19 protein-coding genes are annotated in these 22113 nt (G+C 73.0%); 5 read left to right on the top strand and 14 right to left on the bottom strand.

Annotation, left to right across the window (positions count from 1 at the left end):
* The first annotated feature begins 31 nt into the window (after positions 1–31).
* Entirely contained in the window at positions 32–1633 is a 1602-nt protein-coding gene (locus AB0399_RS29025) for a cytochrome P450 (protein WP_366413357.1), read from the top strand.
* Between the two features lie 240 nt (positions 1634–1873).
* Here AB0399_RS29025 and AB0399_RS29020 read toward each other — a convergent pair whose 3' ends face one another.
* The 8 genes from AB0399_RS29020 to pdhA form a co-directional block, all read right to left on the bottom strand.
* The gene (locus tag AB0399_RS29020; protein WP_329366883.1) at positions 1874–3187 is read right to left on the bottom strand and encodes an MFS transporter; all 1314 of its coding nucleotides are present in this window, start codon (positions 3185–3187) and stop codon (positions 1874–1876) included.
* A complete protein-coding gene (locus AB0399_RS29015; protein ID WP_328466763.1) occupies positions 3184–3828 on the bottom strand; it encodes a GntR family transcriptional regulator in 645 nt (214 codons plus the stop codon). The genes AB0399_RS29020 and AB0399_RS29015 overlap by 4 nt, the downstream gene beginning before the upstream one ends.
* A gap of 113 nt (positions 3829–3941) precedes the next feature.
* Positions 3942–4967, bottom strand: coding sequence for a hypothetical protein (locus AB0399_RS29010; RefSeq protein ID WP_329366885.1), 1026 nt, complete (start codon positions 4965–4967; stop codon positions 3942–3944).
* Positions 4952–5614 (bottom strand): hypothetical protein, encoded by a 663-nt coding sequence (locus tag AB0399_RS29005; RefSeq protein ID WP_329366887.1) that lies wholly within the window; start codon positions 5612–5614, stop codon positions 4952–4954. Before AB0399_RS29005 ends, AB0399_RS29010 begins: the two co-directional genes overlap by 16 nt.
* A gap of 159 nt (positions 5615–5773) precedes the next feature.
* Positions 5774–5968: a hypothetical protein gene (locus AB0399_RS29000; RefSeq protein ID WP_329366889.1), complete on the bottom strand. Its 195-nt coding sequence runs from the start codon at positions 5966–5968 to the stop codon at positions 5774–5776.
* A gap of 107 nt (positions 5969–6075) precedes the next feature.
* Positions 6076–7539, bottom strand: a complete 1464-nt coding sequence (locus tag AB0399_RS28995; RefSeq protein ID WP_366413364.1) for a dihydrolipoamide acetyltransferase family protein — start codon at positions 7537–7539, stop codon at positions 6076–6078.
* Between the two features lie 19 nt (positions 7540–7558).
* Complete coding sequence (locus AB0399_RS28990; RefSeq protein WP_329366891.1) at positions 7559–8533, bottom strand: alpha-ketoacid dehydrogenase subunit beta; 975 nt, start codon at positions 8531–8533, stop codon at positions 7559–7561.
* A gap of 1 nt (position 8534) precedes the next feature.
* Entirely contained in the window at positions 8535–9722 is a 1188-nt protein-coding gene (pdhA, locus tag AB0399_RS28985) for a pyruvate dehydrogenase (acetyl-transferring) E1 component subunit alpha (protein ID WP_328466753.1), read from the bottom strand.
* A 416-nt stretch (positions 9723–10138) separates the two neighbouring features.
* Between pdhA and AB0399_RS28980 the strand changes: the two genes are divergently transcribed.
* Entirely contained in the window at positions 10139–11155 is a 1017-nt protein-coding gene (locus AB0399_RS28980; RefSeq protein WP_328474307.1) for a phosphotransferase, read from the top strand.
* A 95-nt stretch (positions 11156–11250) separates the two neighbouring features.
* Here the strand turns inward: AB0399_RS28980 and AB0399_RS28975 are convergent, their stop codons facing one another.
* Positions 11251–12861: a protein kinase gene (locus AB0399_RS28975; protein WP_366413363.1), complete on the bottom strand. Its 1611-nt coding sequence runs from the start codon at positions 12859–12861 to the stop codon at positions 11251–11253.
* A 279-nt stretch (positions 12862–13140) separates the two neighbouring features.
* Between AB0399_RS28975 and AB0399_RS28970 the strand changes: the two genes are divergently transcribed.
* The gene (locus AB0399_RS28970; RefSeq protein WP_366413356.1) at positions 13141–14850 is read left to right on the top strand and encodes a protein kinase; all 1710 of its coding nucleotides are present in this window, start codon (positions 13141–13143) and stop codon (positions 14848–14850) included.
* A gap of 100 nt (positions 14851–14950) precedes the next feature.
* On the opposite strand, the gene AB0399_RS28965 is transcribed toward AB0399_RS28970, so the two are convergent.
* Both AB0399_RS28965 and AB0399_RS28960 read right to left on the bottom strand, forming a co-directional pair.
* Positions 14951–15505: a bacterial proteasome activator family protein gene (locus tag AB0399_RS28965; protein WP_329366894.1), complete on the bottom strand. Its 555-nt coding sequence runs from the start codon at positions 15503–15505 to the stop codon at positions 14951–14953.
* Positions 15506–15630: 125 nt separating this feature from the next.
* Positions 15631–16233 carry a hypothetical protein gene (locus AB0399_RS28960; RefSeq protein WP_366413355.1) on the bottom strand — a complete coding sequence of 201 codons (603 nt, stop codon included), beginning with the start codon at positions 16231–16233 and terminating at the stop codon, positions 15631–15633.
* A gap of 608 nt (positions 16234–16841) precedes the next feature.
* On the opposite strand from AB0399_RS28960, the gene AB0399_RS28955 reads away from it, so the two are divergent.
* Positions 16842–17447: a hypothetical protein gene (locus tag AB0399_RS28955; RefSeq protein ID WP_366413354.1), complete on the top strand. Its 606-nt coding sequence runs from the start codon at positions 16842–16844 to the stop codon at positions 17445–17447.
* A 47-nt stretch (positions 17448–17494) separates the two neighbouring features.
* Here AB0399_RS28955 and AB0399_RS28950 read toward each other — a convergent pair whose 3' ends face one another.
* Positions 17495–18460: an NAD(P)H-quinone oxidoreductase gene (locus AB0399_RS28950; protein WP_366413353.1), complete on the bottom strand. Its 966-nt coding sequence runs from the start codon at positions 18458–18460 to the stop codon at positions 17495–17497.
* Between the two features lie 11 nt (positions 18461–18471).
* Entirely contained in the window at positions 18472–19404 is a 933-nt protein-coding gene (locus tag AB0399_RS28945) for a LysR family transcriptional regulator (protein ID WP_366413352.1), read from the bottom strand.
* Between the two features lie 95 nt (positions 19405–19499).
* On the opposite strand from AB0399_RS28945, the gene AB0399_RS28940 reads away from it, so the two are divergent.
* Positions 19500–21038: an MFS transporter gene (locus AB0399_RS28940; RefSeq protein ID WP_366413351.1), complete on the top strand. Its 1539-nt coding sequence runs from the start codon at positions 19500–19502 to the stop codon at positions 21036–21038.
* Between the two features lie 74 nt (positions 21039–21112).
* Here AB0399_RS28940 and AB0399_RS28935 read toward each other — a convergent pair whose 3' ends face one another.
* Positions 21113–22099, bottom strand: coding sequence for a potassium channel family protein (locus tag AB0399_RS28935; RefSeq protein WP_329374120.1), 987 nt, complete (start codon positions 22097–22099; stop codon positions 21113–21115).
* Positions 22100–22113: the final 14 nt, after the last annotated feature.

Genomic DNA, 22113 nt, shown 5'->3' with positions numbered 1-22113 from the left:
CCCGCGTGAACGCAGGAGAGAGAACGGGCACATGACATCGTCACAGGAGCGGGAACCGGAGGCGCGGCGCGACCGGGCGGACGAGGTGGTGCCGCCGCGCGGGCTCGCACCGGAGCGGCGGGTGCCCCAAGTGGGTGCTGCGGCACGGCAGAAGCTCGCGGAGATACCCGGGCCGCAGCCGGTGCCGCCGTGGGGCCCGGCCGCGGCGCAGGGGCAGGGGCACGTGCAGGGGCAGGGACACGTGCAGGGGCCCGGGTCGGGTGCGGAAGGGGCCGCGGAACCGGAGCGGGCCCTGCGGCCCGGGCCGGAACAGGGGCACCCGCCGCAGGCCCGGGAGCAGGCGCAAGCACAGGCGCACCACCAGGTCGCCCACGTGCCGCAGCCGGCCGGGCCCGCGTTCGACCACGCCGACCCGGGGGCGTACTACCGGGCGCTGCGGGAGGCGTACGGGCCGGTCGCACCCGTGCTGCTGGACGGCGGGATGCCCGCGTGGCTCGTCCTGGGCTACCACGAGGTGCATGTCGTGGCCGGGAACCCGGAGTTGTTCGGGCGGGACCCGCGCCGCTGGCACGCGTGGGACCGCGTCCCCGCCGGCTGGCCGCTGCTGCCGCACGTGGCGCACACCCCGTCGGTCCGGTTCACCGAGGGGGAGGAGCACGTACGGCGCGCGGGCGCGGTCGCCGACGTGCTCGGCGGGGTCGACCCGTTCGAGCTGCGGCAGCGCGCCGAGCGGGCCGCGGACGCCGCGGTGGACGCGTTCGCGGGGGCCGGGCGGGCGGAGTTGGTGGCGCAGTACGCCGAGCAGGTGCCGTTGCACGTCATGGCCGGGCTGTTCGGGTTGCAGCCGGCCGAAACAGCGGCGCTGGAACGGGACTTGGCCGGCCAGTACGGCTACGGCACCGCCGCGCCCGGGCCGGCCGCGGAGCCCTCGCACCCGGCCCACCCGACCCACCTGGCAGCGCCGGCCGGACCCGCCGCGTCCGCCGCGCGGCTGCGGGCCACGCTGGAAGCGGTGCTCGCGCGGGCCCGGCGGGCCCCCGCGCCCGGGGCCGACATCCCGTCCCGGCTGCTCGCGCATCCGGCGGGCCTCACCGACGAGGAGGTCGTGCAGGACCTGCTCACGATCATGGCGGCCGGGCGGCGGCCCACCGCGGACTGGATCGGCAACACGCTGCGGCTGCTGCTCACCGACGAGCGGTTCGCGCTCACCCTGTCCGGGGGGCGGCGCAGCATCTCCCAGGCGCTCGCGGAGGTGTTGTGGACCGATCCGCCCGTGCAGAACGTCATCGGGCGGTGGGCCACCCGCGACACCCAGCTCGGCGGGCGGTACATCCGGCGCGGCGACTGCCTCGTGCTCGGGCTGGCCGCGGCCAACGCGGACCCCCAGGTCCGCCCGGCACTTCCCGGGGCCGCCGTCGGCAACCACGCGCATCTGTCGTTCAGCCACGGCGCCCATCGCTGTCCCGCGCCCGCGCCCCAGCTCGCGGAGGTCGTCGCGACCACGGCGCTGGAGATCCTCCTCGACCGCATCCCCGATCTCGTCCCCACACTCCCCCCGGACCAGCTCCCCTGGCGCCCCTCCCTCTGGCAACGCGGCCCCGCGGCCCTCCCGGTGACGTTCACTCCCTTGTGAGCCCCTGAACCCCCGGTTGCCCACGGCCCGCCGGGGCGCCCCTCGGCCAAGCACCGTTGTGGTGCCGGTTCGTTTCCCGACCGCGGGCCGGTGGCCTGCTGAGCGCGCAGTTCCCCGCGCCCCTGGGCAGGTGACCCTCCTTCCGCGGAAGGAGCCGCGCGTTCTCAGCGGCGCGTGGTCCGGGAGCCGACAGCACCACGCGGCCCGGGCGGACCCGCGGCCGCGCCTCCCCGCCAGGCCCTAGTCGCGGATCGCTGCGGCGTGGCCGCGGTGGACGCTTTCCACCCGGCTCACCGCGATCCGCTCCCGTTCGAGCTGAGCCGTCCGCCGCCGCAGCCGCAGGATCTGCACGGTCCCGAGCAGTTGGAGGACGAACACGCTGCTCCAGGCCACCTGATAGTCATCGCCGGTGGCGTCGAGCAGCAAGCCGATCGCGAGAAGGGTCACCATGGACGCGGTGAACCCCCCGATATTGACGATCCCGGACGCCGTACCGAAGCGCTCCGGCGGGTTCGCCGGCCGGGCGAAGTCGAACCCGATCATGGAGCCCGGGCCGCAGGCCCCGAGCACGACGCACAACACCACGAGCAGCCAGAGCGGATCGTGCCCGCCGGGCCACCCGAGAACCGCCGCCCAGGCGACCGCGGTCGCCGCGATGACGCCGAGCGTCAACGGCATCCGAGCCCCGTGATGCCGCCCGATCAACTGCCCGAAGACCATCCCGAACACCATGTTCGCGAGGACCACCAGCGTGAGCAGCCCACCCGCGCCGCCTCGCGACATCCCCTGGTCCTCGACGAGGAACGGCATCCCCCACAGCAGCAGGAACACCATCCCGGAGAACTGCGTGGTGAAGTGCGTCCACATGCCCAGCCGGGTACCGGGTTCCCGCCAGGCATCGGCGATCTGCCGCCGTACGTAGGCGAGTCCGGCGTGCTCGGCGGGAGCGGGGACGTACCCGTCGGGGTGGTCCTTGAGGAAGAGGGCGACCAGGACGAGGACGAAGGCACCGCCGATCGCGGTGCCGAGGAACGTGGGGGTCCAGCCGGCGGAGTGCAGTACCCGCGAAAGCGCCACCGTGGAGACGAGGTTGCCCGCGACCCCGAAGAGCGCCGCACCCTGGGCGATCATCGGCCCGCGCCGCGCGGGGAACCAGCGCGAGCCGAGCCGCAGCACGCTCACGAAGGTCATCGCGTCGCCGCAGCCGAGTACCGCGCGGGCGGCGAGCGCCATCCCGTAGGAGTGCGACAGCGCGAACGCGCCCTGACCGACGGTGAAGAGGACCGCGCCGAGCATCAGCACCCGCTTCGTGCCGAGCGAGTCCACCATCAGGCCGACGGGTATCTGCATGCCCGCGTAGACCAGCACCTGGAGGATGGAGAACGACGACAGCGCGGAGGCGCCGATGTGGAAGCGGGCGGCGGCGTCGATCCCGGCGACGCCGAGGCTGGTGCGGTGCACGACGGCGACGAGGTAGACCAGGGTGCCCACACCCCAGACGAGCGCGGCCCGGCGGCCGCCCGGAGGGTCCCCCGGCAGTGGCTTCCCGGTCACGACTCGCCCCGGGCCAGCGTGTTGACCCAGGACACGTGCCGGTCCACGACCTCCGCCGCGGTCCGCTCGTCGCCGTTCCGCAACGCCTGGAGGATCTCCGTGTGTTCGGCGATGTTCTTCGCCACCCGGCTCGGCTCGGCATGCATCGTCGCCACCCCCATCCGCAACTGCCGGTCCCGCAACTGGTCGTAGAGGTGCGCGAGGATACGGTTGCCCGCCGCGCGGACGATCTCCGCGTGGAAGCTGCGGTCCGCGGCGGCGAAGGCGGACAGGTCGCCGGCGGCGGCGTGCTCGCACTGCTCGGCGAGCGACTCCTCCAACCGCTCGATCAGCCGCGCCGGCACCGCGTGCACCACTTTCGCGACCGCGTGCTGCTCCACCAGCAGCCGGGTCTCCACCACGTCCGCGATCTCCTGCGCGGAGACCGGCAGCACCAGGGCGCCCTTCTTCGGATACAGCTTGAGCAGCCCCTCCGCCTCCAGCTTCAGCAGCGCCTCCCGCACCGGCGTCCGCGACACCCCCACCGCCTCGGCGAGGTCCCCCTCGGTCAGCAGCGTCCCGCCCTCGTACGACCGGTCCAGCACCCCGCTCTTCACATGCAGGTAGACCCGCTCGGCGGCGGGCGGCGACTTCGTATCCATAATGCGCACATCATAGATACAACACACAACCAGACGATACCCCCGGGCAGCACGGCACCCCGTTCACGCCGCGGCCGCGGACCCGTTGGTCCGCGGCCGACGACGAACCGGGCTCAACGGTTGACGGTCTGGATCTCCTCGACGGTGACCGGCTGGTCGGAGTCGGACCGCCCGTCGGGCAGCGGGGTCCCGCCGGGCCGCACCTCCGCGGTCGGGGTCCACGACACCCGCCACGTCATGGCCGCGGTGAACGTGTACGTCCCCGCGCTCGCCTTCGTGTACGTGATGTTGCAGGCCGCGCCGGACGAGTCCAGCGAGGCACCCTCCCCGGACTGACCGAGCCGGTAGTCACAGCTCTCCGGGCTCGCGTACTGCGTCCCCGCCTCGACATGCAGGCTGTACGGCCGCGCCACCACCGTCGCCGCGACCGTGTCGCCGTTCGGCTCGGTGAGCTGCGCCGTGACGGACACCTGCGCGTCGGCCTCCTTGAAGTCCACGTACGTGGGCAGGTTCACCTTCTGGTTCCCCGGCTTCGGGCTGAGCTCGACGCCCTTCGTGGGCAGCTTCAACTGTCCGTACGCGGCCTGGGCGAGCACCTGCGGGGAAATGGCGCCCTCCGGCGGGTCCGCCGGCGGCTCCCATATCCACCCGGTGCTGTACGGGCAGGTGGCCCCGGGCTCGTTCAGGGCGTTGTCGTCCCAGGTGAGCACCCACCAACTGCCCTTGTCGCCCTTGTGGTACTTGATGTCGTTCATGTCCGACTGGACCTGGTTGTAGTAGTCGGAGACCGTCCCCGCGCCTTCCTGACCGGCCTCGTCGTACCGCCGGTCGATCTCCGCGTGGAACTGGTCCGGCGTGAAGCTCGTGTACCAGCACACCGGCGGCGAGAAGTTCGCGTCGGACGATGTGACGGGGGCCGCCCCGTCCCCGTCCGAGGTCCCGCGATGCGTGTACTTCACGTGCACCTGGTAGGAGCTGCCGCCGCCGCTGGCCCCGCTGTCACTGCTGCTGGACGAACCCGAATCGCCGTAGCCCTTGCCGGTATTGGCCCAAGCTCCGTCGGCGGCAGCCAGCGCGGAGACGCAGGTGAGGATGACGACAACGCCGCGCGACAGGCGACGTATCAGGCGATCTGACACTGCTTTGCCCCGTTCTGCCACGTGTGATCGTATGCCTGCCATTCCCCCGTCGAACTCTTGGTCATGGTCAGGGTCCACAGGTTGAAGTCCGCCAAGGACGGTGTGGTCACGTTGACCTTGCCCGTCTTGGCGTCCTTGCCGTATGCCTTCCGCTGGTCCTCGCAGTACTGGACCGACAGGTTTCCGGTCACGAGCTTCTTGACCACCGGCTTGTAGTAGTCGAAGGTCCCGGTGACGACACTGCCGCCCTTGCCTTGCGAGATGAGCGAATCGGCGAACTCGGCACCGTGCTCGCCGGTCCAGAACCGCTTGAAGAACGCCGGTTCCTTCGTGTACGTCTTCGCCGTGAACGCGACCACCGCCGTCGCCGCGTACGTGGCGTCCTTCAGCGCGGCCTTCTTGGTCGGGTCACTGCTGTCGAACCCGTCGAAGTTGACCTTGATGTCCGACGGCAGGTCGAAACTCGGCGCGCCCGGCCCCGCCGCCTGCGTCGGGGACGCGGTCGTCGCCGACGCCGTGGCGCTCGCGGTCGGGGAGTCCGACGCGTCGATCTTGTCCGAACCGTTGGAACCGCCGCCGCACGCGGCCAGCAGGAGCACGGCCGCGGCCGCGGTGACCGCGGCGACGGGCAGAGAAGAGCGGGTCACGATGGCATCCCCCGTGAAGTACCTGTACGTAAAGAGAATTGGCACCCCGACGCTACCGGCGCCGCGCACGGGACCGGAAGCGTTCCCCCAGGACTGTGACCCGCCCGGCACACGGGCCCCACGGATCATGCACCGCCGGCACCGCGGGAGAAGGCGGCCCTAGGGATGGATGGTGCCGACCAGGGAGGCGGTGGAGGTGAGGGTGGACTGGATGGTGGGGGCCAGGCTGGAGGACGCGAGGCAGAAGCCCAGCAGGACGCAGGTGATGGCGTGGCTGGGCTTGAGGGACCGGTTGTGCATCTGCATCCCGGCGAGGACGAGGAGCAGCAGGACGACGGAGACAGAGACGACCATACGGTCGATGGCAGCACAAAACGGACGGGAAGTGCGGGAGACACGCACAGCGGCGGGCCCGGGCGTCCATCCGCCCGGGCCCGCCGCTGTGGAAAGGGTTCAGCCGGTCATGACCAGGTGAGCAGCCGCTTGGGCTGCTCCAGGATCGCCGCGATGTCACCCAGCACCTTCGAGCCGAGCTCGCCGTCGACCAGCCGGTGGTCGAAGGAGAGCGCGAGGGTGGTGACGTGCCGCGCCTTCACCTTGCCCTTGTGCACCCACGGTTGGAGCTTGACCGCGCCGAACGCGAGGATCGCGGACTCGCCGGGGTTGAGGATCGGGGTGCCGGTGTCGATGCCGAAGACGCCGACGTTGGTGATGGTGGCGGTGCCGCCCTGCATCGCGGCGGGCGAGGTCTTCCCCTCCCGGGCGGTGGTGACCAAGTCGCCCAGCGCGGCCGCCAGTTCGGGCAGCGTCTTGTCGTGGGCGTCCTTGATGTTGGGCACCACCAGACCGCGCGGGGTGGCCGCGGCGATCCCCAGGTTGACGTAGGACTTCCGGACGATCTCCTGGTTCGCCTCGTCCCAGGCCGAGTTGGCCTCCGGGTTGCGGCGGAGCGCGACCAGCAGCGCCTTGGCGACCAGCAGCAGCGGGCTGACCTTGAGCCCCGCGAACGCCGGATCGGCCTTCAGCTCCTGCACCAGCTTCATCGACTTCGTGATGTCGAAGGTCACGAACTCGGTGACGTGGGGCGCGGTGAAGGCGCTGGTGACCATCGCCTGCGCGATGGCCTTGCGGACGCCCTTGATCGGGACCCGCGTCTCGCGCGCGCCCGTCGAGGTGACGCCGGCGACGTCGTCGGCCGCCGGCAGCGGCAGCCGGGCCGGGGGCGCGGCGGCGGCCCTGATGTCCTCCCGGGTCACCTCGCCCTGCGGCCCGGTGGGCACCACGGTGGCCAGGTCGATGCCCAGCTCCTTGGCGAGCTTGCGCACCGGCGGCTTGGCCAGCGGCCGCAACGCACCGGCCACGGGAGCACCGGCCGCGGGAGCACCGGCCGCGGGCACCTCAGGAGCAACGGGCGCCTCGGGCGCGGCAGGTGCGGCAGGTGCGGCAGGTGCGGCGGGCGCCGCGTGCCCGTTCAACGGCTCCCCCGGCACCGGCCCACCCGGCTTCTGCTTACGGGGCCGCCTGGTCGTCGACGACGGCGCGACCCCGTAACCGACCAGCACCGCCGTCCGCTTCGCGGCCGGCTCCGGCGCGGGTTCCACCGCCTCGACCGCCTCCGCGGCGACGGCAGCGGCCGCACCGGCCTCGTCACCGCCCGGCGCGTCCTCGCCCCCCGCGTCCACCACGATGATCGGGGTGCCCACATCCACCGTGGTGCCCTCGTCGAAGCGGATCTCGCTGACCACCCCGTCGAACGGGATCGGCAGCTCCACGGCCGCCTTCGCCGTCTCGACCTCGCAGACCACCTGCCCGTCGGTGACCGTGTCCCCGACGCCCACGTACCACTTGAGGATCTCCGCCTCGGTCAGGCCCTCGCCGACATCCGGCATCCTGAACTCGCGAAAGCGCTGTGCCTGTACGGCCATGATCGTCACAACCCTCTCCTCAGTACGCCAGCACGCGGTCGACGGCGTCGAGTACGCGGTCCAGACCGGGCAGGTACTCCTCCTCCAGCCGGGCCGGCGGGTACGGCGCGTGGAAACCGCCCACCCGCAGCACCGGCGCCTCCATGGCGTAGAAGCAACGCTCGGTGATGCGGGCCGCGATCTCCGCGCCGGAACCGAAGAAGACCGGGGCCTCGTGCACCACGACCAGCCGCCCGGTCTTCTCCACCGAAGTCTGCACGGTGTCGAAGTCGATCGGCGAGATCGAGCGCAGGTCCACCACCTCGATGCTGCGGCCCTCGTTCGCCGCCGCGGCCGCCGCCTCCAGGCACACCTTCACCATCGGACCGTACGCCACCAGCGTGACGTCGGTGCCGGCCTGGGCCACCGCCGCCTTGTGCAGCCCCGCGGGCACGGCCGAGACGGCCACCTCGCCCTTGTCCCAGTAGCGGCGCTTCGGCTCGAAGAAGATCACCGGGTCGTCGCACTCGATGGACTGCCGCATCATCCAGTACGCGTCCGAGGCGTTCGACGGCGAGACCACCTTCAACCCGGCGATGTGCGCGAAGAGCGTCTCCGGGGACTCGCTGTGGTGCTCCACCGCGCCGATGCCGCCGCCGTAGGGGATGCGGATGACGATCGGCAGCTTGATCTTGCCCAGCGCCCGCGCGTGCATCTTCGCCAGCTGCGTGACGATCTGGTCGTAGGCCGGGAAGACGAAACCGTCGAACTGGATCTCCACCACCGGGCGGTAGCCGCGCAGCGCCAGGCCGATCGCGGTGCCCACGATGCCGGACTCGGCGAGCGGGGTGTCGATCACCCGGCCCTCGCCGAAGTCCTTGAACAGGCCGTCGGTGATCCGGAAGACGCCGCCGAGCCGGCCCACGTCCTCGCCCATCACCAGGACCTTCGGGTCGTTCTCCAACGACGTGCGCAGCGACTCGTTGAGCGCCTTCGCGATGGCCATCTGCGTCATGTCAGTGCCCCTTTCCGGAGCCGGCCGCCCCATGGGCCCCGGCGGGCGCGTCCTCGAAGGAGGCCAGGTACTCGGCGAACCGGGCGCGCTCCTCGTCCACCAGCGCGTGCCCGTCGGCGTAGATGTTCTCGAAGATCGCCATCGTGTCGGGGTTCGGCATGCTCCGCACGCCGTCGCGGACCCGCTTCGCCAGCGCGTCGCTCTCGGTGTCCAGGCCCGCGTAGAACTCCTCGTCGGCCAGGCCCTGCTTGTCGAGGTACGTGCGCAGCCGGGCGATCGGGTCCTTCGACGCCCACTCCTCGCGCTCCTCGTCGCTGCGGTAGCGGGTCGGGTCGTCGGTGGTGGTGTGCGCGCCCATCCGGTACGTGAACGCCTCCACCAGCATCGGGCCCTGTCCGCTGCGGGCGTGCTCCAGGGCCGCCCGGGTGACCGCGAGCACCGCCAGCACGTCGTTGCCGTCCACCCGGACGCCCGGGAAGCCGTAGCCGGCCGCGCGCTGGTAGATCGGCACCCGGGACTGCTTCTCGGTCGGCTCGGAGATCGCCCACTGGTTGTTCTGGCAGAAGAACACCACCGGCGCGTTGTAGACCGCCGCGAAGGTGAAGGACTCCGCCACGTCGCCCTGGCTGGAGGCGCCGTCGCCGAAGTACGCGATCACCGCGGCGTCCGCGCCGTCCTTGGCCACGCCCATCGCGTAGCCGGTCGCGTGCAGCGTCTGCGAGCCGATGACGATGGTGTAGAGCTGGAAGTTGTTCTCGTTGGGGTCCCAGCCGCCGTTGTTGACCCCGCGGAACATGCCCAGCAGGTTCAACGGGTCCACGTCACGGGTCCAGGCCACGCCGTGCTCGCGGTAGGTCGGGAAGATGTAGTCGTCCGGGCGGGTGGCCCGCCCGGAGCCGATCTGGGCGGCCTCCTGGCCGAGCAGCGAGGCCCACAGCCCCAGCTCGCCCTGCCGCTGCAGGGTGATCGCCTCGGCGTCGAACCGCCGGGTCAGCACCATGTCCCGGTACAGGCCACGCAGCTCGTCCGGGGTCAGGTCGATGGAGTACTCGCCGTGCTCGACGCGCTCGCCCGCGGGGGTCAGTAGCTGTACGAGCTCGGGCTCGCCCCCACGGCGCTTCGCGCGGCCGCGGCTGGTGCGCCCGCCCGAGGCGGGGGGACCCCCAGCGGCAGTGCTCTTCACGCTCACGTTCGCTCCTCCGTCTGTCCGGCCCCCGGGATCTGCCGGAGAGCCAGTGCGGCTCACCTGGTCCGGCGTGACGCACGGGGTATGTGCGGCATGGCCGGGCCAGGCGTGACAACGCCCCGGCGAATGGCCTGCAAAGCAGACGTTACCTACATCGGGAAGCCTTCGCGTACACCGAGGGCACACTTTCTGACCTGCGGTTTTGCTTGGATTTCCTAGTAGTCCGCGTTACCGCAGGCCATGACCGGGACACCGGCACCGTATCCCGATCGGGAAAAGTCCGTAAGGGGTGAACGGCCCGGAGTGCCGTCCGGTTCCGGCCATCGCCCGAATCCGACCAGCCGGACATAGCAGACGCAAGGCCCCTCACGCCACTCGCATATGCCCGAACCGCCCGTTGATCTACGCTGAGCCGCGTGATGGGCACGGCACAGCGGCCGCCCGCACTGACCGCCCTGCTGCGCCGCTACGACTGTGCGGCGACCCTGCTGACCTGCGAACCCGTACCACGCGGGTTACTCAACCGGGGCTGGCGGATCACCACGGGCAGCGGCCGCTACTTCCTGAAGCAGTACATCTCGGCGGACACCGCGGCACCCGCGGTGATCGCCCGACAGCACCACGCGACCCGACGGCTCGCCCGGCTCGGGCTGCCCGCGGCCGCGCCGCTGCCGGACCGCGACGGGACCACCGTCACGGTCCACCACGGCCACCGGTACGCCCTGTTCCGGTGGGTCGAGGGCCGCCACCGCGAGGGCACCGAGCTCTCCCAGAGCCAGTCCCACCGGCTCGGCACCCTGCTCGGGCGGGTCCACACCGGACTGGCCGACACCCAGCCGCCGCCCCCGGCCGAACCGCACCCCAGCGCCGACCCCGACCACACCCACGAGCAGATCGACCACCTGCTCACCCTGGTCCGCGGCCACCGCCCCTTCGACGCGTTCGACCGGCTCGCCGAGCACCGCCTGCTCGAACGCCGCGCGCTGCTGCGCCGGCACGCCCACCGCCGGCCGCCGGCCGCGGACGACCGGGCCAGCGGCTGGGTGCACGGCGACTTCCACCCGCTCAACCTGCTCTACCGCGGCGAGGAGCCGGCCGCGATCATCGACTGGGACCGGCTGGGCGTCCACCCGCGGGCCGAGGAGGCGGTCCGGGCCGCCGTCATCTTCTTCGTCCACCCCGCCGACGGACGGCTCGACCTCGCCAAGATCCGCGGCTACGCCCGGGCGTACCGGCGGGCCGCCGGGATCGCCGTGTCCGAGGTGGCCGCGGCCGTGCACCGCGTGTGGTGGGAGCGGCTCAACGACTTCTGGATGCTGCACTGGCGCTACCAGCACCGCGATCCCCGGTCCGACCCGCTCTTCCCGGCCGCGTCCGCCCTGGCGGTGTGGTGGACCGAGGAGTACGCCCGGGTCCGCGACGCGTTCACGGGGTGACCGGACCCTCCGGGGCGGTGCGTCCCCGGAGTTCCGGGACCTTGCGGCGCGTGGGTGGCTGGTCGCGCAGTTCCCCGCGCCGCTTCAGGTGAGCGTCAGCCGTTGCTTCCCGTGATCCCGCCGTCAGTGTCGCCGCCATTGTCGCCACCGCTACTGCCGGCGGTCCCACCGGTGCTGGTGCCGCCGTCGTCACCGCCGGCGGAGGTGCCGCCCGTGGGCGGCGGGGTGGTCGGCTTGGTGGGCGGCGTCGTCGGCTTCGTCGGTTTCGTCGGCTTCGTCGTGTGGGTGGGCGGTGTCGTGGGCGCCGTGGTGTCGTCGGTGGGAGACGTGGACGTCGAGGTGTCGGTGGGGGTGTCGCTGGACTCGCCGGAGTCGGTCGGCTCGTCGTTCACCGCGCCCGAGGTGTCGTCGGACGGCTGGTCCGTGGCGTCGTCGGACGGCTGGTCGGAGGACTGCGCGCTGGTCGGCGCGGTGGTGTGGTCGGTGCTCGGGCCGCTCCCACCGGTGTCCCTGGTCGCGAGGTAGACCCCGAGCGTGATGGCGAGCACCGCGGCGATCACGAAGAGCACCGGCTTGACCCAGTGGCTCCCGGAGGACGGCGGCTTCTCGCCGTACCCGTGCACGTCGTCGCTGCCGCCGACCCCGGAGATCCCGCCGAGCAGCGGACCGATCTCCGCGGTGTTGCCGCTCTGCCCGGGCCGGCCGCTCTGGGCCACCACGGTGGGCGCGGCGCCGGTCTGGCGGGGCGTGACCGCGGTGACCGCGCCGGTGTTCCACATCCCCCCGGTCCAGCCGCCCTGCTGCATCAGCGTGTGGTGGGCGTACCCGACCAGCGCCCGCATCTCCTCGGCGTTCTGGAACCGGTCCTCGGGCTGCTTGGCGAGCGAGCGCAGCACCAGGCCGTCGAGCTCCGGCGGCACCCGGTCGCTGATCTGCGACGGCAGCTGCGGCTCGTCCTGGACGTGCTGGTAGACCACGGACAGCGGGGTCTCGCCGACGAAGGGCGGCCGCAGCGCCAGCAGTTCGTAGAGCAGGCAGCCAGTGGCGTACAGGTCGCTGCGGTGGTCGACGGTCTTGCCGAGCGCCTGCTCGGGCGAGAGGTACTGCGGGGTGCCCATCACCATGCCGGTCTGCGTCATGGTGCTCGCCGCGCCGTGCAGCGCGCGGGCGATGCCGAAGTCCATCACCTTGACCGCGCCCGTGGTGGTGATGATGACGTTCGCGGGCTTGATGTCGCGGTGCACGATGCCGTGCTCGTGGCTGTAGGCGAGCGCGTCCAGCACGCCGGAGACGATCACCAGCGCCTGGTCGACCGGCGGCGGGGTGGGCCCGGTGAGCAGGTCCTTGATGGTGTGGCCCTCGACCAGTTCCATCACGATGTAGGGGACCGTGCCCGTACGGGTGACGTCCTCGCCGGAGTCGTAGACCGCGACCACCGCGTGGTGGTTGAGGCCGGCCACCGACTGGGCCTCGCGGGTGAAGCGGGCCCGGGCCACCTGGTCCTCGGCGAGGTCGGTGCGCAGCAGCTTGACGGCGACGATCCGGCCGAGCCGGACGTCCTCCGCCGCGAAGACCTCGGCCATGCCGCCTCGGCCCAGCCGTCCGGTCAGCCGGTAGCGGCCGTCGCCGACCACGGCCCCGGGGCCCCAAGGACCGTTGGCCTCCGACGCTCCGATGCCGGCGGCCGTCTCGTTCGGGTCGACCATCAGTCCTCGTCGTCCGTCCATGTCGTGCGAGCCATGTGGTGCGAGCCTGTCGTACGCGCATCGCTGTCTTGGTGCGCCACCGTACCGCTTTTCGGTTGCCGCGATCGGACGCCGTCCGACTGCCGTACGAAGGTCACCGCTTTGTGCGCGGACGATGCGTATCAGGTGACGAGATGGTCAACGAACTTGACGTGCACGTGCGATAAGCGAGACTTGGCGGGCAAGCTCGGGGGACTGGTCTGTCCCGTCCCGGTTCACCATCAGGGGGTAGCGGTACAGATGAGCGGGGACGCCACACAGGGCGGGTACGCGGGGCGCTCGGTCGGCGGCGGGCGGTACGTGCTGCGGGATCTGCTGGGCCAGGGTGGCATGGCGTCCGTGCATCTGGCACATGACACGGTGCTGGACCGGCCGGTGGCCGTCAAGACCCTCCACACCAACCTGGGCAACGAGCAGTCGTTCCGGGAGCGCTTCCGCCGCGAGGCACAGTCCGTCGCCAAGCTCAACCACACCAACATCGTCTCCGTCTTCGACTCCGGTGAAGACGTGATCGACGGCCAGATGGTGCCGTACATCGTGATGGAGTACGTCGAGGGCAAGCCGCTCGGCGACGTACTGGCCGCGGACATCGCCCAGTTCGGCGCGATGCCCGCCGACAAGGCGCTGAGGGTCACCGGCGACGTGCTGGCCGCGCTGGCGGTCAGCCACGAGATGGGCCTGGTGCACCGGGACATCAAGCCGGGCAACGTGATGGTCACCCGGCGCGGCGTGGTCAAGGTGATGGACTTCGGCATCGCGCGGGCCATGCAGTCCGGCGTGACCTCGATGACCCAGACCGGCATGGTGGTCGGCACCCCGCAGTACCTCTCGCCCGAGCAGGCGCTCGGGCGCGGCGTGGACGAGCGCTCCGACCTGTACTCGGTCGGCTGCATGCTCTTCGAACTCCTCACCGGTCGGCTGCCGTTCGACGCGGACTCGCCGCTGGCGATGGCCTACCAGCACGTCCAGGAGACCCCGCCGGCCCCCTCCGCGGTGAACCAGGCGCTCGGCCCCGCCATCGACGCGCTGGTGGCCCGCGCGCTGCGCAAGAACCCGGCCGAGCGCTTCCCGACCGCCGACACGATGCACGACGAGATCGAGCGGGTGCTCTCCGCCACGCAGAGCGGCGGCATGCCGGTGATCACCGGCAACGCCGTCACCGGCAGCCGCGGCGAGGGCGTCGCCGCGTCGGTCTTCCCGGTCCAGCCCGGCCAGGTGCCGCCCCCGGCGCAGCAGGTCCAGACCCCGTACGCGCCGACCCCGCCGCCGCAGGGCTACGGACCCACCACCCCGCCGCCGTCGGCGTACGGCTACCCGCAGCAGGGCGCGCCGACCCCGCCGCCCACCCCCGCGTACAACCTCCCGCCCAGCCAGGTGCCGCAGCAGTACGCCATGAACGGCACCGGCGGTCCAGGCGGCGGCATGGCCGGCGGCACCGGCGGGCCGAACGGCCCGCGTCGCGGCGGCAAGTCCAACACCCCGCTGGTCGTGGGCGTGGTGGTGGCCGTGGTCGCGATCGCCGTGATCGTGGGCGTGATCGTCGCGATGACCAACAGCGGCGGTGGCAGCCCCAGCGCGGACCACACCGACACCCCGACCGGCAGCGCCACCACCTCGGCGAGCGCCAGCGCGTCCGCGACGGACAGCGTGGTCCAGGGCGACCAGACCCGCACCATCGACACCGACCAGTGCACCGACGCCCACAACGACTTCATCAACCCCGACAAGCCCGACGTCGCCACGATGCCGGACTTCCACACGGACTACGTCGACTCCGTGGTCGCCTGCATGAAGGCCGCGGGCTGGAAGTACACCATCAAGCACACCAACGAGCAGTTGTGGGGCAAGGGCTCGGTGACGAGCCAGTCGCCGTCCGCCGACGCCGACTACAACCCGAAGACGGACGGCCCGGTCACCATCTGGGTGTCGACGGGCAAGGGCACGGACTGAGCGCTTGCGTGCCTCGGCGCTCGTATGACTTGTACGAAAGGGCCGGACCTCGGCGGCGTCCACCGCGGAGGTCCGGCCCTTTCGCGTGTCTCGGGGTCGGCTAGAGGTAGGGGCCGGAGCGGCCCGTCGGGCCCTGCGGCTCCTCGTCGTGGCCGGCCGCGCCGGGCGGCAGGGCACGGCGCATCTGCTCCAGCTGGGCGCGCGCGGCCATCTGCTGGGCGAACAGCGCGGTCTGGATGCCGTGGAAGAGCCCTTCGAGCCAGCCCACGAGCTGGGCCTGGGCGATCCGCAGCTCGGCCTCGCTCGGCACGCTCTCGTTGGTGAACGGCAGTGACAGCCGCTCCAGTTCCTCGACCAGCTCGGGGGCGAGCCCGGCCTCCAGCTCCTTGACGGAACTGGCGTGGATCTCCTTCAGCCGCACCCGGCTGGCCTCGTCGAGAGGAGCCGCCCGCACCTCCTCCAGGAGCTGCTTGATCATGCTGCCGATCCGCATCACCTTCGCCGGCTGCTCGACCATCTCCGTCACCGGGATCTCGCGGGGCTCCTCGCCCTCGCCCAGCGCTCCACCGCCGAGCGCCATCCCGTCCGGCCCGACGACCAGGACCTGCGGATTCTGTGAGTTCTCCGTCGACCGTTCGTTCATCGGCATCTCCATGCGTCCATTGTCCCGCAGCGGCCCCGCGAGCCTCGACACCGGGAGTCGCGGGCGGGCTGGCGCGGTCACGAGCGGCGCGGTCGGTGGCGGCGCGATCGGTGGCGGCGCGGTCACGAGCGGCGCGGTCAGGGCCGGCGCAGCCGCAACCCGAGGAACCCCAGTCCCAGCCCGACCAGCACCAGCCCGGCGCCCAGCGGCAGCACCCGCGGCACCGGGCGGCCCGCGGTCACGAACGGCAGCGCCTGGTCGTCCTGCTCCTCCTCGGCCCCGGCCGGTGCGTGCGACCCGCCCGCCTCGAACGACGGCACGGGCGTGGCAGCGGCCTGCCCGCCGTCCGCGCCCAGCAGCAGCGGCGCCGAGGCCGCGCCCGGGTGGCCGCTTCGGTGCCCGAGCGGGACGTACGGCCGCAGGGGCGCGTGCGAAGCCGCGTGCGGGGACCGGGCCGGGGTCTTGGCGGCGGGTGCGCCGCGGGTGGGGGGCGCGGGGCGGCTGCCGGGGTGACCGGGCCGCGGCGAGCCGGTGCCGGGCAGGGGCCCGGCGGAGGACTCGGGGGCCGGGCGGTCCGGACGGTTCGGGCGGTCCGGTGCCAGGGCCGCGGGCGGCGAGCCGGTGGACGGTGCCTGGCCGGCCGAGCCGCCGGAGTGGGTGGGAGAGCTCGGCGCGGGGGCGCCGGACGCGGGAGGATCGCTGGGTACGGGGGCCGCGGGGGCCGCAGGCGGAGCGGGCACGGGCGGCCGGGCAGGACGGCTCGGCCGTGACGGGACGGCGGGAGGGGCGAGGGGCGGCACGGTCGGGGGGAGGACCGGCAGCGTGAGCACGGGGCCGACCCCGGGCAGGGGCAGCGGCTGCGGCAGCGGCTTCGGCTGCGAGGCGGCGGGAGCGGACGGTCGGGGGCGACCGGCAGGCGGCTGCTGCGTGCCCTGCGCCGCGCCCGACGAGGTGCCCGACGAAGCGCCCGATGGCGCGTCCTGAGCCCCCGGCGCCGTGGCGGAGGGGCCAGGCGGCCGTCGCTGCTGTGCCGCCGAGGGCGCCGTGTCCCCGGCCGCCCACGCCGGCGCCGCCGCTCCGAGCAGCGCCGCGGCCAGCACCGCCGTGCCCGCGGCCATCGTGCCCGCGGCCGCCCGTCGCGCCTCGCCCCGCCTGTCCGCCGCAGCCCACCGCACGTCCGCGCCTCCCGCACCCAACCGTGTGTACGCCCCAGCGTCACATGAGGCGACAAATACGGCATCCCGGGCATCTTTCGGGCGCCCGTCGCCGGCACAGCGGGCCGCCGGAGAAACCGGGCCGCTGGAGAAACCGGGTGCGCCCCGCCCCGTCCGCCCGGCACCATCACCGCATGACCGGGACACCCGCGGACGGCGCTTCCGACGACGCCGGCCCGCCCGACGGCGACCCGCTGGGCTGGTGCGTGGTCGCCAACGTGAGCGCCGAGACCGCGAACGGCGAGGCCGGGCTCGACATCCGGCGCGGCATCAAGCACTTCCCGCCCGGCGCCCGCCTGTGGGTCACCCGGGCCCGATGGGACCCGGGGCACGGCCGCACCCACGCGGTCGGCCGGCACCGCGGGCGCTCCGGGCGGTACGTCCGGATGGTGGTCGCCCTCGACGACCTGGAGAACTTCCGGGTCCGCGGCATCCACAGCGCCCGCCTGCTCCGCGTCCTGCTCGGGCTGCGCCGGGACCCGGCCGCCCCGCTCCCCGCCGAGCGCCCCTGGAACTCCCGCGCGCACGCCCAGGAGTACGCCGACGCCTGGGCCACGTGGCAGCACCGCGTCCCGGCGCGTATCGACGGCGAGGCCCACCCGTACCGCTACGTCGGCAACCCGCCCCCGATGGAGATCGAGCACGAGGGCCGCACCTTCCACCTCGCCCACTTCAACGCCAAGGGCGCGCGCTACTCCCCGCTCCCGCCGCCGGCGGAGTACGTCCCCGACCTGCCCTGAGTGCGCGGCCGGGCAGGTCCGCCCGGCCGCGCGGGGCGAAGAGGCGGTCAGACGGTGAGCAGGATCTTGCCGATGTGGGTGCTGGACTCCATCAGGCGGTGGGCCTCGGCCGCCTGGACGAGCGGGAGCGCGCGGTCGACCACCGGGCGGACGGTGCCCGCCTCGATCAGCGGCCAGACGTGCTCGCGGACCGCCGCGACGATCGCCGCCTTCTCGGCCGGCGGGCGGGAGCGGAGCGTGGTGGCGGCGACGGCGCCGCGCTTGGCCATCAGCTTGGCGAGGTTCAGCTCGGCCTGCACCCCGCCCTGCATGCCGATCACCACCAGCCGGCCGTTGACCGCGAGCGCGTCGATGTTGCGGTCCAGGTACTTCGCGCCGATCAGGTCGAGAATGACGTCCGCGCCGTCCTCGCCCAGCTCCGCCACGAAGTCCTGCTCGCGGTAGTTGATCAGCACGTCCGCGCCCAACTCCCGGCAGGCGTCGAGCTTTTCCGCACTGCCCGCGGTGACCGCGACCCGCGCTCCGACCGCCTTGCCGAGCTGGATCGCCATCGTGCCGATCCCGCTGGACCCGCCGTGCACCAACAGCGTCTCGGTGGGCCGCAGATGGGCCACCATGAAGACGTTCGACCAGACGGTGGCGGCGACTTCGGGCAGCGCGGCCGCCGTCACGAGGTCGACGCCCTCGGGCACGGGGAGCAGTTGCCCGGCGGGCACCGCCACCTTCTCGGCGTAGCCGCCGCCCGCCAGCAGCGCGCACACCTCGTCGCCGACCGACCACCCGGCCACGCCCGGGCCGACCTCCACGATCCGGCCGGAGCACTCGAGGCCGGGGTAGGGCACGGAGCCGGCCGGCGGGTCGTAAAGGCCCATCCGCTGCAGGAGGTCGGCGCGGTTCACCGCGGCGGCCGCGACCTCGACCACGACCTCGCCGTCCGCGGCCACCGGATCGGGTACGTCCGCCCAGGTCAGCGCGTCGGGGCCGCCCGGCTGGGGAATCGTCATCGCGTACATGCAACGGGAGGCTACTCCGCGGCCGGCCGCATCCCGCCGAGCACCTCGCCGTCACCGGTCAGCTCGACCAGCGTCTGCCGCAGCCAGCGGTGCGCGGGATCGGCGTCGTGCCGTACGTGCCAGGTCATGTCGAACGCCACCGGGGGCAGCCGCAGCGGGATCTCGTGCACGGTCAGGCGCAGCGCCCGGGCGGCGCGTTCGGCGAAGCCGGAGGGCACGATCGCGAACGCGTGGGTGTCCAGCGCGAGGAAGCAGGCCGCGCCGAAGGTCGGCACGGTGGCCAGCACCCTTCGTTCCAGGCCGAGTTCGGCGAGCCGGTCATCGATCACGCTGCGGGCGCGGCCGTGCCGGGAGGCGGTGATGTGGGGGAGTGCGGCGAAGTCCGCCGGCGTGAGGGGAGCGCAGGCGCCGGGGCCACGCTCCGCCGACCGTACGACCGCCATGTACCGGAAGTCGGCCAGGTGGGTGGTGCGGACGTCCGGCGGGGTCTCGGGCAGGGCGCCGAGGTCGAGGTCCACCCGGTCGCGCAGGTCGGCGGGGTCCTCGTCGCCCTCGGGCAGGATGCGCAGCCGTACGCCCGGCGCCTCGCGGGCGGCCCGGGCGAGCAGGGCGGCGCCGAGCACCACGGCCACCCCGTCGTTCGTACGGATCACGAAGTCCCGCCGGACGTCGGCGAGATCGACCGGCGGCGGGGGGCGCAGCGCGGCCAGCGCCTGGCCGAGCGCGGCAGCCGCCTGGGGCCGCAGCTCGCGGGCGCGCGGGGTGAGGGTCAGCCCGCGGCCCGAGGGCACCAGCAGCGGATCGCCGACCACCCGGCGCAACCGGGCCAGGGTCCGGCTCATCGCGGACGGTGAGACGTTCATCACGGTCGCGGCGCCCGTGACGCTGCCCTCGCGGAGCAGCGCGTCCAGAGCGGGCAGCAGATTCATGTCCGGCAGGAGCACGGCTTCAGTGTCGCACCGACTCTTGCATCCCGTGCAACGGTCATCTGACAACCAGGACCTTGTGATCAACCATGGTCGGCTTGCACGCTGATCACATGATCGACGCCCCGCAGCCGCCGCGACCCGAGCGGCAGCCCCCACCCGGCAGCACCCCAGCGGCCGTATCCCCACCGCGGCCGACCGCGACCGCGGCCACGACGACCGCCTCCGCGAGTGCGGACGGCGGCCCGGCACACCGGATCAGCCCTCGGCAGCGCGCCGTCGCCCTGCTCGTGGCGGGGTGCTTCTTCATGGAGAACCTCGACGGCACCATCGTGTCCACCGCCGCACCCCGGATCGGCGCGTCCCTCGGCGTCTCCGCCACCGCGGTCGGCCTGGTCGTCACGGCGTACGTCCTCACCCTCGCCGTACTCGTCCCGCTGAGCGGCTGGCTGACCGCGCGCTTCGGCGCCCGGCGGATCTTCCTCACGGCGATCGTGCTGTTCACCGTCGCCTCGCTGGCCTGCGCCGCAGCGTCCAGCCTCGGCGAACTGGTCGCGCTGCGCGTCCTCCAGGGCGCGGGCGGCGCGATGATGGTGCCGGTCGGGCGGCTGGTCGCGCTGTCGGGGATCGCCAAGCCCGACATCCCGCGGCTCGTGTCGTACATCGTCTGGCCGGCGCTGATCGCGCCGGTCGCCGCGCCGCTGCTGGGCGGGGTGATCACCACCTACGCGAGCTGGCACTGGCTCTTCCTGATCAACATCCCGCTCGGGCTGGTCGCGTTCGCCGTCGCCTGGCGGCTGATCGAGGGCGGCCCGGTCGCCGGGGTGGGCGCGCTGGACTGGCTCGGGCTGGTGTGGACGTCGGTGGGGCTGGGCGCGCTCACCTACACCGGGCACCTGCTGTCCGACGCGCACGCGCCGTGGCCGCGCGCCGCCGGGCTCGGCGCGGTCTCCCTGCTGCTGCTCGCCCTCGCGCTACGCCATCTGCGGCGGGCCGAACGCCCGTTGATCGACCTCGGCACCCTGCGCACCCACTCCTTCCGCGCCTCGGTCTCCGGCGGCTCGGTCTTCTGGATCTCCGTCTCCGCGGTGCCCTTCCTGCTGCCGCTGCTCTTCCAGGAGGTCTTCGGGTGGAGCGCCGTACGCTCCGGCGCCCTGGTGCTCTTCGTCTTCGTCGGCAACATCGGCATCAAGCCCGCGACCGGCTTCCTCTTCGGCCGCTTCGGCTACCGCGCGGTGCTGGCCGCCTCCGGTGTCGTCCTCGCCGGGACCATGGCCGGCTGCGCCTTCCTCACCGCGGGCACCCCGCTGTGGGTGATCGGCGCGCTCGTCACCCTCAGCGGCGCCGCCCGCTCCACCGGCCTGACCGGCTACAACACCCTCGCGTTCGCCGATGTCCCGCAGGACCGGATGCGCGACGCCAACACGCTCAACGCCACCGCCACGCAGACCGCCGCCGGCCTCGGGGTCGCCGCCGCCCCCGTCGCCCTGCGCCTCGGCGACCCCCTCACCCACCACCTGCTGGGCCACACATCCCCCGCGCTCTCCTACGGCGCCGCCTTCACCCTGCTCGCCCTGCCCGCCCTCGCCGCCACCACCGGCGCCGTCCGCCTGCCCGCGGGCACCGGCGACATCCTGAGGTCCCGCCGGTAGCGCCGGTGGCGGGGCGGGGCGGGCGCTCCCCGGGCGCGGCCGCCCGGGCGGACCAGGGCGCCGCGCGCACGGCTTCACATCGCCCGGTGGATCGCGATCAGCCGGTCCCCCTCACGCAGCGCCCCCAACTCGTTGTCGTCGTGGTCGAGAAGCGCCTCCCCCCGCCGGACCGACACCACCAGGTCCCCCAACTCCCTCGGCGCCCGCCCGACTTCCGACGGCTCCACCGCGCGCTCGATCAGATCGAGCCCGCTTCCGTACGTGATGAGGTCGTCCATCACCCGCCCGGCACTCGGGCTGAGCATCGACAGCCCGAGCAACCGCCCCGCCGCACTCGAACTCGTGATCACCGCGTCCGCCCCGGACTGCCGCAGCAGCGGCGCGTTCTCCTCCTCGCGCACGGACGCGACGATCCGCGCCGTACCGTTGAGTTGCCGCGCGGTGAGCGTGACCAGGACCGCCGTGTCGTCGCGCTGGGCGGCGATCACGATCTGCCGGGCCCGCCCGACCTCGGCCCGCAGCAGCACGTCGTTGCGGGTCGCGTCCCCGGTGACCGCCACGAACCCCTCGTCGGCCGCGGCCTGCACCACCTTCGGCACCGGGTCCACCACCACGATCCGGTCCTGCCGCACCCCTCGCCCGATCAGCGTCTGCGCGGCGGACCGCCCCTTCGTCCCGAACCCGACGATCACCACATGGTCGTGCAAGGTGCTCCTCCAGCGCTTGAGCCGGTACTGCTCCCGGGTGCGCTCGGTCAGCACCTCCAGGGTGGTACCGACCAGGATGATCAGGAAGATCACCCGCAGCGGCGTCACCAGCAGCGTATTGGTCAGCCGCGCCCCGGTGCTGTACGGGACGATGTCGCCGTAACCGGTCGTGGACAGCGTCACCGTCGCGTAGTAGAGCGCGTCGAGGAACGACACCGTGCCGTTGGCGCTGTCGTGGTAGCCGCCGCGGTCGGCGTAGACGATGAGCACGGTGATCATGAGCACCAGCAGCGCCAGCAGCAGCCGGCGGACCACCTGCCTGAGCGGGCCGGCCGCCGGGCGCGGGAAGAGCACCCGGTAGGCACTGC

This window comes from Streptomyces sp. NPDC088194 (assembly GCF_040702025.1).
GTDB lineage: Bacteria > Actinomycetota > Actinomycetes > Streptomycetales > Streptomycetaceae > Actinacidiphila.
The sequence above is the reverse complement of the archived record's forward strand: the minus strand, read 5'-3'. Positions and strand labels throughout refer to the sequence as shown.

Bases quoted from the DNA above. Each gene is read 5' to 3' on its own strand.
- AB0399_RS29025 (WP_366413357.1), top strand. From the start codon at position 32: ATGACATCGTCACAGGAGCGGGAACCGGAGGCGCGGCGCGACCGGGCG.
- AB0399_RS29015 (WP_328466763.1), bottom strand. From the start codon at position 3,828: ATGGATACGAAGTCGCCGCCCGCCGCCGAGCGGGTCTACCTGCATGTG.
- AB0399_RS29000 (WP_329366889.1), bottom strand. From the start codon at position 5,968: ATGGTCGTCTCTGTCTCCGTCGTCCTGCTGCTCCTCGTCCTCGCCGGG.
- AB0399_RS28995 (WP_366413364.1), bottom strand. From the start codon at position 7,539: ATGGCCGTACAGGCACAGCGCTTTCGCGAGTTCAGGATGCCGGATGTC.
- AB0399_RS28990 (WP_329366891.1), bottom strand. From the start codon at position 8,533: ATGACGCAGATGGCCATCGCGAAGGCGCTCAACGAGTCGCTGCGCACG.
- AB0399_RS28980 (WP_328474307.1), top strand. From the start codon at position 10,139: ATGGGCACGGCACAGCGGCCGCCCGCACTGACCGCCCTGCTGCGCCGC.
- AB0399_RS28975 (WP_366413363.1), bottom strand. From the start codon at position 12,861: ATGGTCGACCCGAACGAGACGGCCGCCGGCATCGGAGCGTCGGAGGCC.
- AB0399_RS28970 (WP_366413356.1), top strand. From the start codon at position 13,141: ATGAGCGGGGACGCCACACAGGGCGGGTACGCGGGGCGCTCGGTCGGC.
- AB0399_RS28965 (WP_329366894.1), bottom strand. From the start codon at position 15,505: ATGGAGATGCCGATGAACGAACGGTCGACGGAGAACTCACAGAATCCG.
- AB0399_RS28955 (WP_366413354.1), top strand. From the start codon at position 16,842: ATGACCGGGACACCCGCGGACGGCGCTTCCGACGACGCCGGCCCGCCC.
- AB0399_RS28950 (WP_366413353.1), bottom strand. From the start codon at position 18,460: ATGTACGCGATGACGATTCCCCAGCCGGGCGGCCCCGACGCGCTGACC.
- AB0399_RS28940 (WP_366413351.1), top strand. From the start codon at position 19,500: ATGATCGACGCCCCGCAGCCGCCGCGACCCGAGCGGCAGCCCCCACCC.